Origin of the sequence: Saccharicrinis aurantiacus, assembly GCF_947489045.1 — a bacterium.
GTDB classification, from domain to species: domain Bacteria; phylum Bacteroidota; class Bacteroidia; order Bacteroidales; family Marinilabiliaceae; genus Saccharicrinis; species Saccharicrinis aurantiacus.
The window spans coordinates 232,629-249,336 of record NZ_CANLCN010000005.1 but is presented as its reverse complement, the minus strand read 5'-3'; the positions used below and the strand labels follow the sequence as shown (position 1 = coordinate 249,336).

Annotated in this window: 12 protein-coding genes; 3 read left to right on the top strand and 9 right to left on the bottom strand. The window is 35.9% G+C overall.

What is annotated here, in order from left to right:
• Positions 1-34: 34 nt before the first annotated feature.
• The 4 genes from pyrF to QMO11_RS08250 all read right to left on the bottom strand — a co-directional run bounded on the left by pyrF (position 35) and on the right by QMO11_RS08250 (position 5,335).
• Entirely contained in the window at positions 35-862 is an 828-nt protein-coding gene (pyrF, locus tag QMO11_RS08265; RefSeq protein WP_068473856.1) for an orotidine-5'-phosphate decarboxylase, read from the bottom strand.
• Between the two features lie 68 nt (positions 863-930).
• Positions 931-2,019 (bottom strand): peptide chain release factor 1, encoded by a 1,089-nt coding sequence (prfA, locus tag QMO11_RS08260; RefSeq protein ID WP_068473859.1) that lies wholly within the window; start codon positions 2,017-2,019, stop codon positions 931-933.
• A 77-nt stretch (positions 2,020-2,096) separates the two neighbouring features.
• Positions 2,097-3,266, bottom strand: coding sequence for an AIR synthase related protein (locus QMO11_RS08255; RefSeq protein WP_282036853.1), 1,170 nt, complete (start codon positions 3,264-3,266; stop codon positions 2,097-2,099).
• 512 nt (positions 3,267-3,778) lie between these two features.
• Positions 3,779-5,335, bottom strand: a complete 1,557-nt coding sequence (locus tag QMO11_RS08250) for a tetratricopeptide repeat protein (RefSeq protein WP_282036852.1) — start codon at positions 5,333-5,335, stop codon at positions 3,779-3,781.
• Positions 5,336-5,498: 163 nt separating this feature from the next.
• On the opposite strand from QMO11_RS08250, the gene QMO11_RS08245 reads away from it, so the two are divergent.
• Positions 5,499-6,119, top strand: a complete 621-nt coding sequence (locus QMO11_RS08245) for a MarC family protein (protein WP_282036851.1) — start codon at positions 5,499-5,501, stop codon at positions 6,117-6,119.
• Between the two features lie 64 nt (positions 6,120-6,183).
• Here the strand turns inward: QMO11_RS08245 and QMO11_RS08240 are convergent, their stop codons facing one another.
• The 5 genes from QMO11_RS08240 to gpmI form a co-directional block, all read right to left on the bottom strand.
• Complete coding sequence (locus QMO11_RS08240; RefSeq protein ID WP_068473868.1) at positions 6,184-8,373, bottom strand: glutamine synthetase III family protein; 2,190 nt, start codon at positions 8,371-8,373, stop codon at positions 6,184-6,186.
• 354 nt (positions 8,374-8,727) lie between these two features.
• Positions 8,728-10,125 carry a dipeptidase gene (locus QMO11_RS08235; protein WP_282036850.1) on the bottom strand — a complete coding sequence of 466 codons (1,398 nt, stop codon included), beginning with the start codon at positions 10,123-10,125 and terminating at the stop codon, positions 8,728-8,730.
• 171 nt (positions 10,126-10,296) lie between these two features.
• A complete protein-coding gene (locus tag QMO11_RS08230) occupies positions 10,297-10,797 on the bottom strand; it encodes a protein-tyrosine phosphatase family protein (protein ID WP_282036849.1) in 501 nt (166 codons plus the stop codon).
• A 58-nt stretch (positions 10,798-10,855) separates the two neighbouring features.
• Positions 10,856-11,437: a DUF3109 family protein gene (locus QMO11_RS08225; RefSeq protein ID WP_068473873.1), complete on the bottom strand. Its 582-nt coding sequence runs from the start codon at positions 11,435-11,437 to the stop codon at positions 10,856-10,858.
• Between the two features lie 98 nt (positions 11,438-11,535).
• Positions 11,536-13,065, bottom strand: coding sequence for a 2,3-bisphosphoglycerate-independent phosphoglycerate mutase (gene gpmI, locus QMO11_RS08220; RefSeq protein ID WP_282036848.1), 1,530 nt, complete (start codon positions 13,063-13,065; stop codon positions 11,536-11,538).
• Positions 13,066-13,346: 281 nt separating this feature from the next.
• On the opposite strand from gpmI, the gene QMO11_RS08215 reads away from it, so the two are divergent.
• On the top strand, positions 13,347-15,806 hold the full coding sequence (locus QMO11_RS08215; protein ID WP_282036847.1) for a DNA translocase FtsK: 2,460 nt from the start codon (positions 13,347-13,349) through the stop codon (positions 15,804-15,806).
• Between the two features lie 60 nt (positions 15,807-15,866).
• Complete coding sequence (lolA1, locus tag QMO11_RS08210) at positions 15,867-16,505, top strand: outer membrane lipoprotein periplasmic chaperone LolA1 (protein WP_282036846.1); 639 nt, start codon at positions 15,867-15,869, stop codon at positions 16,503-16,505.
• The last annotated feature ends 203 nt before the right edge of the window (positions 16,506-16,708 follow it).

The window sequence follows — 16,708 nt, the reverse complement described above, 5'->3', positions numbered from 1 at the left end:
TGGAAGCTTTTTAAATATGATAATAGTTTTTTATCTACAATAAACCTTTGGCTTTTAAAAGATCAGCCATTTCTAACTGAACCTCTTTGGCTGCCTCGCCTGCTTTTACAGCAAAGTCTTCTTGGTTGCTAGCATAAATAATACCACGCGAAGAGTTTACTAATAAACCACACTTGCTATTTAATCCGTTTTCGGCCACTTCTTTTAAGCTTCCGCCCTGAGCACCAACTCCAGGTACTAATAAAAAGTGATTTGGAATTATATTTCTAATCTCTTGAAGCTTTTCTGCTTTAGTAGCTCCAACAACGTACATTAAATTCTCTTCGGTACCCCACTCTGATGACTTTTTAATTACTTTTTCAAATAATCTTTCATCCCCTTCGGTTACATACTGAAAATCTGCAGCTCCTTTATTCGATGTTAAAGCCAATAAAATAACCCACTTATCAAGGTAAGTCATAAAAGGCTTCACTGAATCCTCGCCCATATAAGGCGCAACAGTTACTGAATCAAAGTCCATTGTATCGAAGAATGCTTTGGCATACATATTAGAAGTATTTCCAATATCACCACGTTTAGCATCTGCAATAACAAAAATCTCAGGATAGTTATTTTTAATATACTTCACAGTTTTATCTAAACTGTTCCATCCTTCAACACCCATACTTTCGTAGAATGCTAAGTTTGGCTTGTAAGCAACAGTGAATTCCTGAGTAGCATCAATAATTTCTTTATTGAATGCGAAAATAGGATCTGTTGTTTCTTTAAGATGTTGAGGAATTTTAGCGATATCAGTATCTAAACCAACGCATAAAAAACTTTTCTTCTTCTTTATATTTTCAAATAACTCTTGAGAATTCATTACTTCTAATTTAGCATCTAGCAACAGCTAGATTTATTACTAACTAATTTTTAATACTCTACCGAACCTTATTCAAGTTCACTAGCCTTTAAGCGCTCTGCATTTTCCTCTACAATTAAGCGATCGATGATACCTTGAATATCACCATCCATAACTGCAGGAAGATTATACATTGTAAAGTTTACGCGGTGATCGGTAACTCTACCTTGTGGATAATTGTAAGTACGAATCTTAGCTGAACGGTCACCAGTAGAAACCATTGTTTTACGCTTAGATGAAATAGCATCCAGGTACTTTTGGTACTCTAAATTGTATAAACGAGTACGTAACTCGATCATTGCTTTATCTAAGTTTTTAAGCTGCGATTTCTGATCCTGACAAGTAACCACAATACCTGAAGGAATGTGTGTTAAACGGATGGCCGAATAAGTAGTATTTACCGACTGACCACCAGGCCCTGATGAACAATAAGTATCCTTACGAATATCCTCTGTTCTTAAATCGATATCAAACTCTTCAGCCTCAGGTAATACAGCAACCGAAATAGCTGAAGTATGTACACGACCTTGTGTTTCTGTTTGCGGTACACGTTGCACACGATGAACACCCGATTCGTATTTTAAGATACCATAAACGCCGTTTCCGGTAACATTAAAAACCACCTCTTTAAAACCACCAGAAGTACCTTCGCTTGAATTAGTAACAGATACTTTCCAACCTTGTTTTTCGCAATATTTGGTGTACATGCGGAACATTTCACCAGCAAAAATACTGGCCTCATCGCCACCTGCACCTGCGCGTAATTCAACCACACAGTTTTTATCATCTTCGGGATCGGCAGGAATTAACAGTAACTTGATATCTTCTTCCATTTGCGGAAGTTTAGCCTCAAGCTCGTCTAATTCCATTTTAGCCATCTCCTTCATTTCAGCATCGTCCTCTTCCTTAAGAATAGTTCTAGCCTCGTCGATGTTTTCGAGCGTAGTTTTATACTCATCGTGAGCAGTTACTACACGCTCTAATTCTTTATATTCTTTATTGAGCTTGATATACCTTTTAGTATCAGCAATCACCTCTGGGTCTGTAATTTGTTCCGACACTTCTTGGAACTTGATTACTACGCCACCCAACATTTCTAATAATTTATTCTCGCCCATTTTATTTTTGTTTTAAATATTCAATTATCAAGTTATTCTTCACACAATAGTGTTATTTGTTTACCAGATAATTGTAGCTAATATTTAAACTTACCGAATTCACTTTCGATAGTTAATTCAGTTTTTTCGCTTGCCTCAACTCTACCCACAATTTGTGCATCGATATTGAAAGACTCGCTTATTTTAATAATGTCTTCTGCAATTTCTTGAGGAACATAAATCTCCATACGGTGTCCCATATTGAACACTTTATACATTTCGTCCCAAGCTGTACCCGATTGTTCTTGAATTGTTTTAAACAATGGAGGAACCGGGAATAAGTTATCTTTTATAACATGTACATTCTCAACAAAGTGAAGCACTTTTGTTTGTGCACCACCAGAACAATGCACCATTCCGCTAATTTGAGAACGATGTGCATCTAAAATTTTCTTGATTACCGGAGCATAAGTACGTGTTGCAGATAAAACTAATTTACCGGCATCAATATCTACACCTTCAACAGCATCCGTTAATTTTAATCCGCCCGAGTAAACTAAATCAGAAGGAACTGAAGGATCGAAACTCTCAGGGTATTTATCGGCTAAATATTTAGCAAATACATCGTGACGAGCAGAAGTTAATCCGTTACTTCCCATACCACCGTTGTACTCTTTTTCGTAGCTAGCCGTACCTGAAGATGAAAGACCAACAATTACATCGCCCGCTTTAATGTTATGATTTGAGATTACCTCATTGCGCTTCATACGGCAAGTAACCGTTGAATCAACAATAATGGTACGCACTAAATCACCCACATCAGCCGTTTCGCCGCCTGTTCCATGAATAGAAATACCCATTTCGCGTAGCTCAGCCAATAACTCCTCAGTACCATTAATGATAGCTGAGATTACCTCACCAGGCACTAAATTTTTATTTCTACCGATGGTTGATGAAACTAAGATACTGTCGGTAGCACCAACACATAATAAATCATCAAGGTTCATGATAAGGGCATCTTGAGCAATACCTTTCCAAACAGAAATATCTCCTGTTTCTTTCCAATATAAATAGGCTAAAGAAGACTTTGTACCAGCACCATCAGCGTGCATGATATTACAATATGCTTCATCACCGCCCAAAATATCAGGTATAATTTTACAAAATGCTTTTGGATATAAGCCTTTATCAATGTTTTTTATTGCGTTATGAACATCCTCTTTAGATGCCGAAACGCCTCTCTGATTGTATCTTGAATCTGAACTCACAAATTTTTCTTTAAGAAATTCGGAGGACAAAAGTAATACAAATTACTTAGAAAAATGAAGTTTATGGTTTAAAAGCTTTCGTAAAACAATTCTTAAACAAGCTTAGCATTAGTAAAAAATCAATGGTAAACACTCAAAAATGATTTCAATTGATTTTAAGCTGTTTTGCCGTGGCAAAGTGCCAAAGCTCATTTAAGACTTAGGCAGTGAATGGCAGTTTGCCAAAGCTTATTTAAAACCTAGGCACGTAATGGCAAAGCGCCAAAGCTAATTTAAGACTTAAGCAGCGAATGGCATTTTGCCAAAGCTCAACCAAAACCTAAGTAGCCAATGGCAAGATGCCAAAGCCCGTTTAAAACATAAGTATAGAATGGCAAGGTGCCAACGCTCGAAAAAAACCTAGGCAAGCTTTGGCAACACGTAAACGACTTCAACAATAAGCATAGATTTAAACGGTACCTTATCAAAGGTAAAAATCTACAATGTCACAGATATATAGATTTACCCCAACCTTAGTTTACCTTCTGAAGGGGCTTTTCCATTACTATATTGTATTCGAAGCTTTTATCATTCACTTCTCCACTGGTAGAAAACTTCACCTTTTTATTAAGATATCCTTCCGCTGCAACTAAGAAAACATAATCGGTATTTGGCTTTAGTTTTACCTTAAACTTACCATCCGATGGTGATTTTACTTTCATAGTAGTACCATCACTTCCAATCAATCGCAGATAAGAACCTGTTACTATTTCCTCGTTATTATTGGTAATTAAACCGGTAAGATAAAAGTTTAATTTAGGTAAAACGAAACTATATATATTATCAATCCCTTTTGTACTGCCTCGCGAAGACGAAAATAATCCTACTTCATCCTTCCCTTGAAATACGATGCCAAAATCATCGCCAATACTATTTATTGGTTCACCCATATTGGTAACATCCCAGTTACCTTCTTCATTTAATTCTGCTTTAAATAAATCTAAACCACCGAATCCAATATGTGTATCTGAACTAAAGTACAGAATGCCATCCTTACGGATAAAAGGAAACATTTCGTTACCCGGAGTATTTATTGCCGATCCCATATTTATAGGTTCACCCCATTGTCCTTCTCCTGCTTTTTCAGCTTTCCAAATATCCTTACCTCCATAACCACCTTCCATATCGCTAACAAAGTATAAGGTTTCTCCATCAGCAGAAAGAGCTGGATGTGCAATTACAGTACTGTCGAGCAAAGTACTATCCAAGGCCAGACTTGCGTTAATTGGTTCGCCCCACTGCCCTCCTTGTCGTTTACACGAAACAACCTCGGCCCCTGTAGGTTTTTCATTATCGAATTTACACCTGGTAAAAAACAGCTCTTTGCCATCGTGAGAAACAAATGGAGAACCATCGTCGAATTTAGGATTATTGATGGGCTCCTCAAATGGAGCCGGATCTTCCCATGCCCCTTTGGCATTCTTCTTAGAATAAAAGATACTTGAGGTACCCTGACCGGTAATTCTATTTTTACGCTTACTTTTTCCCTCTACACGCATAGAGGCGAAAACCACGTAATCAAACTCTGTACCTGCATAGGTAGGAGAATAATCGCTGTATTTACTGTTTAAATCTTTCTCCTTAGCTATAATGTATCGATTGGGTTGTGGTTCTTTTTGCAGCATCATGCACGATGCTAAACCACGTTGTGCTCTAATATCAGCAGGCACCTTCTCTAAATATTCTTCATACTCAGGTATTGCCTTATCAAGCTTACCGGCTTTACGGTAACTTTCGGCCATGTAAAATTGAGCCTCACGTTCTGGGTACTCGTAACGAACCGCTTTTGAGTAGGCTGATGCGGCCTTCAAAGGTTTATTGGTTATACGATAACTCTCGCCCATATACCAGGCATATTCACCTTTATAGTATCTGTTTTTCTCTTTTGCATAAGCTTTTTTGTATAACTCAGCAGCACGAGTATATTCACCAATAGAAAACGACTTTTTGGCTTGAGTAAGTTTCTTACTTCCAGAACACGCAGTGATCAAGACAATAACAACTAAGTAAAGTATATTAAATTTTCGCATTGGTATAAACCACAATTTTCAAATGAGTTGTAAAAATAGATAAAAATACCTCAATAAAAACGTTGATAAGAAGTGTTATATTGTACAAACTTATAAAAACAGTTTTTTTTTATAAACTAAAACCAGTATTACATATTACAACAAATAAAGATATTTACACTTTATGTACGAAAACTTAATAACATTTACATTTTCAGCATTAACTGCATTCTTTGCTATAATGAATCCCATAGCAAACACTCCAATTTTCATAGGATTGGTAGATGGACAGAACCCTAAGCAGAAAAAGAAAACAGCTAAAACTGCTTGCATCACCGCATTTTTAATTGTTACTGTTTTTATTCTATTAGGCAAATATATCTTTAGCGCTTTTGGCATTACCATTCCTGCTTTTAAAATTACTGGTGGTATCCTATTGTTTTATGTAGGATTTGAAATGCTACAGTCTAAAAAATCTAAAATTAAACACAACCAAATTGAAATTGAAGAAGATGACACTCTCGCTATTTCTCCTTTAGCAATCCCGATATTAGCAGGCCCTGGAACTATAGTAACAGCTATGAACTTTGTAACAAAAAGCGATTTTATCCATATAGGAATACTAATAGCCTCATTTGCAATAATGATAGGCTTAACTTACCTATTTTTTAGATTAAGCGATAAGGTAGTGAGTATTTTAGGAGTCAACTTAATTACTGTTATACGCAAAATTATGGGGCTAATACTTGCGATTATGGGCACTGGAATGACAATAGAAGGAGTAAAGCTAGCTTTCCTGAATTAATACATATTACAAAAACAAAAAAGGGTCGCAAATTGCGACCCTTATATCTGAAGTATTCTGAATACTATAAGTTGAATAAAATCTCACGATATTTTGGCAATGGCCACATTTCATCGTCAACGATTAATTCTAATTTATCAACATGATAACGAATTTGATCTAAGAAAGGACGAACTTTTTCATCGTAAGCATAAGCTTTATCTAAACCTTCTTCGATTTTATTACACTCTTTACGAGCTTCAATCATTTCTCCTCTCATCTTCTTAATTGCAGAAGTATGTGAAGAAATAGCTTTAATTAACTCTAAACGACTTCCAGCAAGAGCTTCAAACTCATCAGCAGGGAAAAGATCTTTAAGACCTTGTACATTCTGAATTAACTTAGTTTGATAAGCTACTGCAGTTGGTACAATATGGTTGATTGCTAAATCACCTAATACACGCGCTTCAATTTGAATTTTGTAAGTGAACTTCTCTAATTCAACTTCAACACGAGCCTCAAGCTCTTTTTCACTCATAATACCACCGTCAACTAATACTTTTTTAGATGGAGCATCAAGGTAAGTACTTAATGATTGTGGTACACTTGTAATGTTAGTTAAACCTCTTTTTTCAGCTTCAACTTTCCACTCATCAGAGTAACCATCACCATTAAAACGAATTGGTTCGAAAGCAATAATCATCTTCTTAAGAACTTGGAAGATAGCTTCGTCTTTCTTAACACCTGATTCAATAATAGCGTCTACAGCTACTTTAAACTCTTTTAATTCAGCTGCAACAGCTGCACTTAACATTGTTGTAGATACAGCTGCATTAGAAGCAGAACCTACAGCACGGAACTCAAAACGGTTTCCTGTAAATGCAAACGGTGAAGTACGGTTACGATCTGTATTATCTAAGATAATTTCAGGAATACGTCCGATACCTAATTTAAGAGCTGTTTTCTCATCCGGAGTCATTTTGTGATCTGGTACCTCAGCTACAATTTTATCTAACATGGCAGAAACTTCAGTTCCTAAGAATGCAGAGATAATTGCTGGAGGAGCCTCGTTAGCACCTAAACGGTGGCTATTAGAAGCTGTTAATATAGATGCACGTAATAAATCTTGGTTTTTATATACAGCCATTAATGTGTTAACCACAAAAGTTAAGAACTGTAAGTTTCCTTTAGGATTTTTACCAGGAGCTAATAAAACTACACCTGTATCAGTTCCTAAAGACCAGTTGTTATGCTTACCAGAACCGTTGATTCCAGCATATGGCTTCTCATGGAATAAAACACGGAATTTATGGTGACGCGCAACACGCTTCATCACATCCATGATTAACTGGTTATGGTCATTACCTAAGTTAGCCTCTTCGTAAATTGGAGCAAGCTCGAATTGTGAAGGAGCCACCTCGTTATGACGAGTTTTAATAGGCATACCTAATTTATGCGCTTCAACTTCTAACTCAATCATGAATTTAGATACACGCTCTGGAATAGAACCAAAGTAGTGGTCATCTAATTGTTGATCTTTAGAAGAAGAGTGTCCCATTAAAGTACGACCTGTTAAAGCGATATCAGGACGAGCTTGATAAAGAGCCTCATCAATTAAGAAATACTCTTGCTCCCAACCCATGTTGGTATGTACTTTTGTTACATTTTTATCAAAATATTGACAAACTGCAGTTGCAGCCTCATCAACAGCAGCTAGTGCTTTTAATAAAGGAGTTTTATAATCTAATGCCTCACCTGTATATGAAATAAATACAGTAGGAATACATAATGTAGTACCTACGATAAATGCTGGTGAAGAAGTATCCCAAGCTGTATAACCACGAGCTTCGAATGTTTGACGAATACCACCATTAGGGAAAGAAGAAGCATCAGGCTCTTGCTGTGCTAATAATTTTCCTGAAAAGTTTTCGATGATAGAACCATCATCACCATAATCGATAAAACCATCATGCTTTTCAGCAGTTCCATCAGTTAATGGTTGAAACCAGTGAGTATAGTGTGTTGCACCATTTTCAATAGCCCAAGCTTTCATACCTGAAGCAATACCATCGGCTTGCTTACGGTCAATTGTACCACCTTTTTGGCTTGCAGATTGAACTGCTTGGAAAGCATCTCCTGAAAGGTACTTTCTCATTGTATCCTTATTGAATACATTTTGCCCGTAATAATCAGTTACCTTATTTGATGGTAACGTTACTTCTTTAGCTGATCTAGAAAGAAGCTCTGATAATGCTTGAAATCTTAATGTTGCCATAATTCTTTATAAAAATTAAGTTTTTCTTCGAGTTAGCGAAGCAAAAATATATAATTTCAATTTAAAACCTCGAAAAAATGCTTTTTTTTTCAAAAAAGTGAGGACTTTAACAAAAATAAAGACATTTTTAAGCCAAATACACCCTATTTATTAACACTTCCTTAATTATTTTTTAATTTCAATCGGATCTAAGCTCAAAAAAACACGGAGCCCAAAATATTTTAACACTTTCAAAGCTTATTTACTTACAAATTGTAAGTAAAGTGAACTTTTATTTGTTTATTCTAGCTGTATAAAACCAAAAATAGGCTGAATAAAGAATTATTCAGCCTACTTATTAACAAAATATAAGTTTTACTTAGATAAGTCTGCAAACTCTTTATAAAAGTATGGAATAGCTTCGATACCTGTATAAAATTGCTCTAAAGGATAATTCTCATTTGGTGAGTGAATAGCATCCGACTCTAAACCAAAGCCCATTAAAACAGTTTTTACACCTAATATTTTTTCAAACTCAGATATAATTGGAATTGATCCTCCGCTACGAACAGGAACTGGTTTACGACTGTATACCTTTTCATAGGCACGCTCTGCTGCCTGATAGGCCGGCAAGTCAATAGGACAAACATAACCTTGACCTCCGTGTAAGGATGTTACTTTTACTTTTACACAATCGGGCGCAATGCTTTCAAAATGCGCTTTAAATAACTCCGCTATCTTTTCATGATCTTGATTTGGCACTAAACGTGATGAAATTTTAGCGTAAGCTTTTGATGGTAGCACTGTTTTTGCACCTTCGCCAGTATAGCCACCCCATATACCACAAACATCAAATGATGGACGAATTCCGGTATGCTCACTTGGTGTATACCCAGCTTCACCCAATAAGGCATCTACCCCAATAGCGCTTTTATACACTTCGGGATCGAATGGTGCTTGTGCCATTTTTTTACGTTCGGCATCTGAAACCTCAATCACATCATCGTAAAAACCAGGTATAGTTATATGACCATTCTCGTCGGTCATTTGAGCAATTAACTTAGTAAGTTCGTTAATTGGATTCGCAACTGCTCCTCCAAATAAACCAGAGTGCAAATCTCTATTAGGACCTGTTACTTCAACCTCCCAATAAGCCAAGCCACGCAGACCGGTGGTAATTGATGGAATACCTGGCGCTATCATAGAGGTATCTGAAACCAAAATCACATCACTCTTCAACATTTCTTTATGTGCCTCGCAAAAAGCAGGTAAATTCACAGAACCCACTTCCTCCTCACCTTCGATAAGGAATTTTACATTGCAAGGCAGCTGATTGGTTTTAACCATAAACTCAAAAGCCTTTGCATGCATAAAACTTTGTCCTTTATCATCATCCGCACCACGAGCTATTATTTTACCATCTTTAATAATCGGTTCAAACGGATCGCTTTCCCATAAATCAACCGGATCAACAGGCATCACATCCATATGAGCATAAACCAAAACTGTTGGTAATTTCTCATCAATTATTTTTTCGCCATAGGTAATTGGATTACCTGGCGTTTCAAAAATCTTTGCTTTATCAGCACCACCCTCCAATAGAATTTTCTTCCATTGCTCAGCACATTTGTACATATCAGGCTTATGACTTTCGATACTACTAATAGATGGAATTCGAATTAATTCAAATAACTCATCTAAAAAACGTTGCTTATTATCGCTTATGTATGTTTTTAACCCTTCCATAATAATTGTATTTTTTACCTTATCCATGCATTGTTATATCATAATAATAAGGTAACGATTAAATTTAGTGCAATGTAGAGAAGCAAAAGAGCTGAAAGAATGAGCATTGTCAAGTATCTATAAAAATAGATCGCCAGAATTTAGATAATAGGCATTAAAAATTCGCCGCAACATGAATTATCACAAAATTAGGCACGACTATTTAAAATTAATCACAAAATTACGTTGCGTATCTCTACCTGGAGATTTCTTCTCGTTAAATGGACTAGTGCGTTTTAAATAATCAATGATATCAAAAACATTATCGGCATTAGCCATTTTACTATGCATTAAATAGCTGCCCGCAACCGTTCCAGTTCTGCCAACACCTCCAACACAATGGAAATAAACGGGCTTATTTTCCACTAAACTGTCATCTATTATTTCAGCAATCTCACGCATGGTTTCAACAGTAGGAATTGAGGCATCTTCAACTGGTTTTCTGTACATTTTAGCCTCTGATGAATTAAAGTGTGCATCGTACCTAAAGTTAGGCGATCCATCTTTTTGTGTTTCATCTTCTTCAGTCAGGTTTACAAAGGTTTTTATACCAAGTGCTAATAAAGCATCTAATTCTTCTTGCGTTTTAGGATATTTACCTGCCAATAATTTACCGGGTATAATCCAATAACTATGCTCAAAAGGCAATACATTACTCATACCATCACATTTTAAAATTTTACTCTGATAAAGATATACCAAACAAAAAAAGGAATGATTAAATCATTCCTTTTTCTTTTAAATATTCTTCTGAAGCTTCCATTTCTTTATAGAACTCTTCTCCGTATTTTCTGATAAGAGGTTCTTTCAGGAATCGATATACCGAAACTCCCTTCTTCTCTCCCAACTCGATAGCATCTTTGCAAATTGGCCAAACATCATAATTTAATGCTTCGCCTTGCGATAACTTTTTAGTACGAATTGGATATAGATGACAAGAAATTGGTTTACGGAAATTTACCTTACCTTCTTTCCAGGCCATCTCTATAGCACAATGTATTCCACCTTTCTCATCAAAGTAAGTATACACGCACTCTTTACCATTTACTATAGGCGTTACCAATTCATCTTCAAAGTCGATTACCGAAGTACCTTCTTCTTCAATTACCTGAATTGATTCTTCAGAAAGTAAATCTTTAATTTTAGGATAGATTTCTTCAATAATATCAGCTTCCTCTTTTTCAAGTGGCGCACCAGAATCACCTTCAACACAGCAAATGCCATGACACTTGGCAATATTACAGATGAACTTTTTTTCGAATAGGTCGAGGCTTAATATTTTATCTTCGATTTGAATCATGTGAAATAAGTATAAAGGTTATAGTATAAAGACAAAAGACTGATCTGCAACACAAAGAAGCAAATCAGTCTTAATACTTATGTCTTGATACTTATGTCTTATTTTAAAGTAATTAAAGACTTACCTGTCATGTCAGCAGGTTGCTCAACTCCCATTAATTGTAGGATTGATGGAGCAACATCAGCTAATACACCATCAGCAACTTCACCTTGACGCTCAGTAACCCAAACAAATGGTACTGGGTTTAAGGAGTGAGCTGTATTTGGAGAGCCATCAGCATTAACAGCATTATCAGCATTACCATGATCGGCAATAATAATAGCTTCGTAACCATTTGCTTTGGCAGCTTCAATAACTCCTTCTAAACACTCATCAACAGCAGCAACTGCTTTTTCGATTGCTTCATAAACTCCTGTATGACCAACCATATCAGTATTGGCAAAGTTTAATGTGATGTAGTCAAATTTATTAGCATTTAACTCAGCAACAACTTTATCTTTTACCTCGTAAGCACTCATCTCAGGCTGTAAATCGTAAGTAGCTACTTTTGGAGAGTTTACTAAGATACGCTCTTCGCCTTCGAACTCAGCCTCGCGACCTCCTGAAAAGAAGAATGTAACGTGTGCATATTTTTCTGTTTCAGCAATACGTAATTGCTTTAAACCTGCAGTTGCCACAACTTCACCAATTGTATTTTGTACATTTTCTTTATCAAAAAGAATGTGCATTCCTTCGAATTTAGCATCATAAGGAGTCATTGTACAATAGTGTAAAGGAATTGTTTTCATTCCTTCTTCTGGCATATCTTGTTGAGTTAATACTTGCGTTAACTCTTTTGCTCTATCGTTACGGTAGTTGAAGAATACAATTACATCACCTTCTTCGATTTTTGCAACTGCATTTCCATCAGCATCAACTTTTACAATTGGCTTGATGAACTCATCAGTTACATCAGCATCGTAAGAAGCTTGAATAGCAGCAGTCACATCTGTAGTTGACTCTTCGCCAACACCAGCTACCATTGCATCGTAAGCTACTTTGATACGCTCCCATCGCTTATCGCGATCCATTGCATAATAACGACCTGTAGCACTTGCTACTTGACCTACTGATTTAGCCATGTGAGCTTCTAACTCAGTCATGAAACCTTTACCACTTTTTGGGTCAGTATCTCTACCATCCATAAAAGCATGTACAAAAACATCAGTTAAACCATTGTCTTTAGCTACATCTAATAAAGCGTGAATGTGTGCTTGACTACTATGAACACCACCTTGAGACATTAATCCTAAAAGGTGAACTTTTTTGTTGTTTTCTTTAGCGTAAGCATATGCTTTTTTAAGCTCTGGGTTTTCAGCAAGAGATCCGTCTTCACAAGCTTTGTTAATTTTAACTAAGTCTTGAAAAACAACTCTACCAGCACCAATATTAAGGTGACCTACTTCAGAATTTCCCATTTGCCCATCAGGCAAACCAACAAATTCGCCAGAAGCTTGCAGTTGAGAGGTTGGATATTTTTCAACTAATTTATTCCAATAAGGAGGATTTACAGTTGAGATTACGTCAGATTTTGATTTGTTTCCAAATCCCCATCCATCAAGAATAACAAGAATCGTTTTCTTATCCATGATAATTATATTTTATTATATGTATTAACTATTTTGAATAATTCTAAATTGTGCGCAAAATTATCTAATTATAAGCTAAAAACAAATTATATAGACAGCTACTTATTGTATCAGCGCCTCTTTTAATAATTTATAACTTTAGTTTTACATACATCTATTTAAAAAATGGGTTTAATAATAAATATTAAGCACAAAAGTTTTACGTTGATTTAAAGGATAAGTAGGAGCAATTATTAATTTTGTGAACCGATAAGTATAATGTAAAAAACATAATATTTCGTATGGCGAGTAAGTCAAGAAAAAGTAAAGCAAAACAACCAAGCCTAATCGACAAGCTAAAGGTGAAGCTAAGTGATTTTAGAGTTCGTATTATTAGCGGATTGTTCTTAATAGGCTTTTCAATATTTTTATTTGTTGCATTTATATCCTTCATTTTTACAGGAGGTGCTGATCACAGTAAGTTTAACATCGATTTTTTTGAGTTTATTAGTAATTCAGATATCAATGTTGAGAACTGGACTGGTAAAATTGGTGCCTATTTTGCTGATTTATTTATCAACACAGGGGCAGGCATTAGTGCCATTTCAATTATTGCAGTATTAATTGTTTTGGCATTCCGTTTATTTAGAATACGAATTACATCGCTAAAGAAAACCGTGCTCAATAGTTTTTTTATTACAGCGTGGCTATCTACTTTTTTAGGTTATCTGTTTATCTCATCAGTTAACGATAGATATTTACTACTAGGTGGCGAGATGGGCTATTTCACCAGCAAATGGATTGTATCTGCCTTGGGCAATGTGGGTATAATTTTAGTTCTTTGCTTTACTCTTACTACTTATTTAGCCTTTACCTTTGAAGGATTTATTCCGGCGGTTAAAAAGCTATTCGCAAAGAAAGAACCCATCCCAAATACGGTATCAAATGCTAACACAAGTGTTGATAATGTACAAAACGAAGAAACTGTAATTACGGAAGAACCAATAGCAGAAGAAGAGATAACTACTACTGATAGTAAGGAAGAGACTGTTGCTGAAGAGGAGGAATCGTTTACCATTACAAAACCCATTGAAGAAGAAACTATAGAAGCGACTACTCCTGTTGAAAAAGAAACTGAACTTACGTTTGATATTTCTGAAAACAAAGGAAGTGATTCTGAATCAGAAGATACATTTACAGTTGAACAAGGTGTAGAAGAAGAGGTATTGGAAAGTAACGACAATACACCTTTGGGAGATTATGACCCAACCCTAGATTTATCGAATTACCAATTACCTCCGCTTGATTTACTCGAAGAACACCATTTAGGAAACCAACAAGTTAGCGAAGAAGAATTAAATGCTAACAAAGACAATATTGTAAATACACTTATTGATTACAAAATTGAAATTAAAAGCATTAAAGCCACAGTAGGGCCAACCATTACTCTATATGAAATAGTTCCTGCTCCAGGTGTTCGCATCTCAAAAATTAAGAATCTTGAAGATGATATTGCCTTATCACTAGCTGCATTGGGTATTCGTATTATTGCCCCAATACCAGGTAGAGGTACTATTGGTATTGAAGTGCCAAATTCGGTACCTGAAGTGGTATCGATGAAAACAATATTAAGCGCAAAAAAATACCAGACATCTAAATATGAATTACCAGTAGCCTTAGGTAAAACCATTTCGAACGAAACCTATGTTATTGATTTAGCAAAGGCTCCGCACATGCTTGTGGCCGGTGCTACAGGTCAGGGTAAATCGGTTGGTTTAAATGCCATTATTACATCTCTACTATACAAGAAACATCCATCGCAATTAAAGTTTGTTTTAGTTGATCCTAAAAAAGTAGAGCTGAACATCTATAGCAAAATAGAACGTCATTTCTTGGCTAAAATGCCTAGTGAAGATGATGATGCCATTATCACCGATGTACAAAAAGTGGTTAATACACTTAACTCATTAACCATTGAAATGGATACGCGTTACGATTTGCTAAAAAAAGCACATGCTCGTAACATTAAAGAATACAACCATAAGTTTGTCAAACGAAGCTTAAACCCCGAGAACGGTCACCGTTTTTTACCGTATATAGTGGTTATTATTGATGAGTTTGCCGACTTAATAATGACGGCTGGTAAGGAAGTAGAAATGCCAATTGCCCGTATTGCACAGCTTGCACGTGCCGTGGGTATACATATGATAGTTGCTACTCAGCGCCCATCAACCAATATTATTACGGGGGTTATTAAAGCCAACTTCCCAACTAGGGTGGCATTTAAAGTTGCTTCGATGATTGACTCGCGAACTATTTTAGATTCCCCGGGTGCTAACCAACTTATCGGACGTGGTGATATGCTTATTTCTCAGGGTAGTGACTTGGTTCGTGTACAGTGCGCCTTTGTAGATACACCAGAAGTGGAACAAATTAACGACTTTATTGGATCGCAGAAAGGATATGCCAGTGCATTTGAATTGCCCGAGTATGTTGGTGAATCGGCAGATAGCGGACCAGGCGAGGTAGACATGAGTAACCGAGATGCCATTTTTGAGGAAGCTGCTAAAATTGTAGTGGCCAATCAATCAGGATCAACCTCTCTTATTCAACGTCGTTTTTCTATTGGTTACAACAGAGCAGGTAGGGTTATTGACCAACTTGAAGCTGCTGGAGTTGTGGGCGAATTTAAGGGAAGTAAAGCACGCGAAGTTAAAATACAAGATGAAGCTGAGCTACAAAGACTATTAGATAGCTTGTAATGATGGTATCATTTTTGAAACACTAAAGAGTAAACTCATTAATTATAGATTAAAAAACGCATGAAGAAACTACTATTTATACTAGCTATTTTACCCACTTTGGTAATGGCGCAAGATGCTGAAAAAGCAAAAGGAATACTTGATAAGGTTACTAACAAAACAAAAACGTATACTACCATTCAAGCTGATTTTTCGTTTGGAATGGAAAACAAACAAGAAGAAATAAGTGAAGAGTACGACGGTATCATATTTATTAAAGGAGAAAAATACAAAGCTTCATTAATGGATGTGGACTCTTATTTTGATGGCAAAACATTATGGACGCATATGATAGATGCGGAAGAAGTAAATGTAGATGAACCCGATCCGGAAGATGAAGAAACTTTAAATCCTGCTACTATTTTTACTATTTATCAAAGCGGTTTTAAGTTCGCATATAAAGGCGAAGAAACTATTGATGGCGTCACAGTTGAAGTAATTGATCTTTATCCTGAAAACAGAGATAAACCTTATTCTCGCATTAAATTAAAGGTAATTAAAGAGAGTAACGATATTTACTCAATAGAGCAGGTAGGAAAAGATGGCAATAATTACACCATCACAATCAAAAATATGAATACCAATAACACAATGGAAGACGCTATGTTTGTATTTGACACAAATGCAAATCCTGATGTTGATGTGATTGATATGCGTTAATCCTATCGTTTTTTAAGTTTTCGGTTAGAAGTCAGAAGAATAAAGTGCAAAATATTAAGCACTCTTCACTTCGCAATACACTCATTGCTCAACAAACTTTTTAAGATTTTAAAAATCATTAGATACAAAATCCCCTTTCGAGGGGATTTTTTTATGCCTAATAATTAAATACTTTTACAAGCCCAATTCAAACACTAGTCCTT

Coding starts and splice junctions, on each gene's coding strand:
- prfA (WP_068473859.1), bottom strand. CDS start 2,019: ATGGGCGAGAATAAATTATTAGAAATGTTGGGTGGCGTAGTAATCAAG.
- QMO11_RS08245 (WP_282036851.1), top strand. CDS start 5,499: ATGTACGAAAACTTAATAACATTTACATTTTCAGCATTAACTGCATTC.
- QMO11_RS08235 (WP_282036850.1), bottom strand. CDS start 10,125: ATGGATAAGGTAAAAAATACAATTATTATGGAAGGGTTAAAAACATAC.
- QMO11_RS08240 (WP_068473868.1), bottom strand. CDS start 8,373: ATGGCAACATTAAGATTTCAAGCATTATCAGAGCTTCTTTCTAGATCA.
- lolA1 (WP_282036846.1), top strand. CDS start 15,867: ATGAAGAAACTACTATTTATACTAGCTATTTTACCCACTTTGGTAATG.
- QMO11_RS08230 (WP_282036849.1), bottom strand. CDS start 10,797: ATGAGTAATGTATTGCCTTTTGAGCATAGTTATTGGATTATACCCGGT.
- pyrF (WP_068473856.1), bottom strand. CDS start 862: ATGAATTCTCAAGAGTTATTTGAAAATATAAAGAAGAAGAAAAGTTTT.
- QMO11_RS08225 (WP_068473873.1), bottom strand. CDS start 11,437: ATGATTCAAATCGAAGATAAAATATTAAGCCTCGACCTATTCGAAAAA.
- gpmI (WP_282036848.1), bottom strand. CDS start 13,065: ATGGATAAGAAAACGATTCTTGTTATTCTTGATGGATGGGGATTTGGA.
- QMO11_RS08250 (WP_282036852.1), bottom strand. CDS start 5,335: ATGCGAAAATTTAATATACTTTACTTAGTTGTTATTGTCTTGATCACT.
- QMO11_RS08215 (WP_282036847.1), top strand. CDS start 13,347: ATGGCGAGTAAGTCAAGAAAAAGTAAAGCAAAACAACCAAGCCTAATC.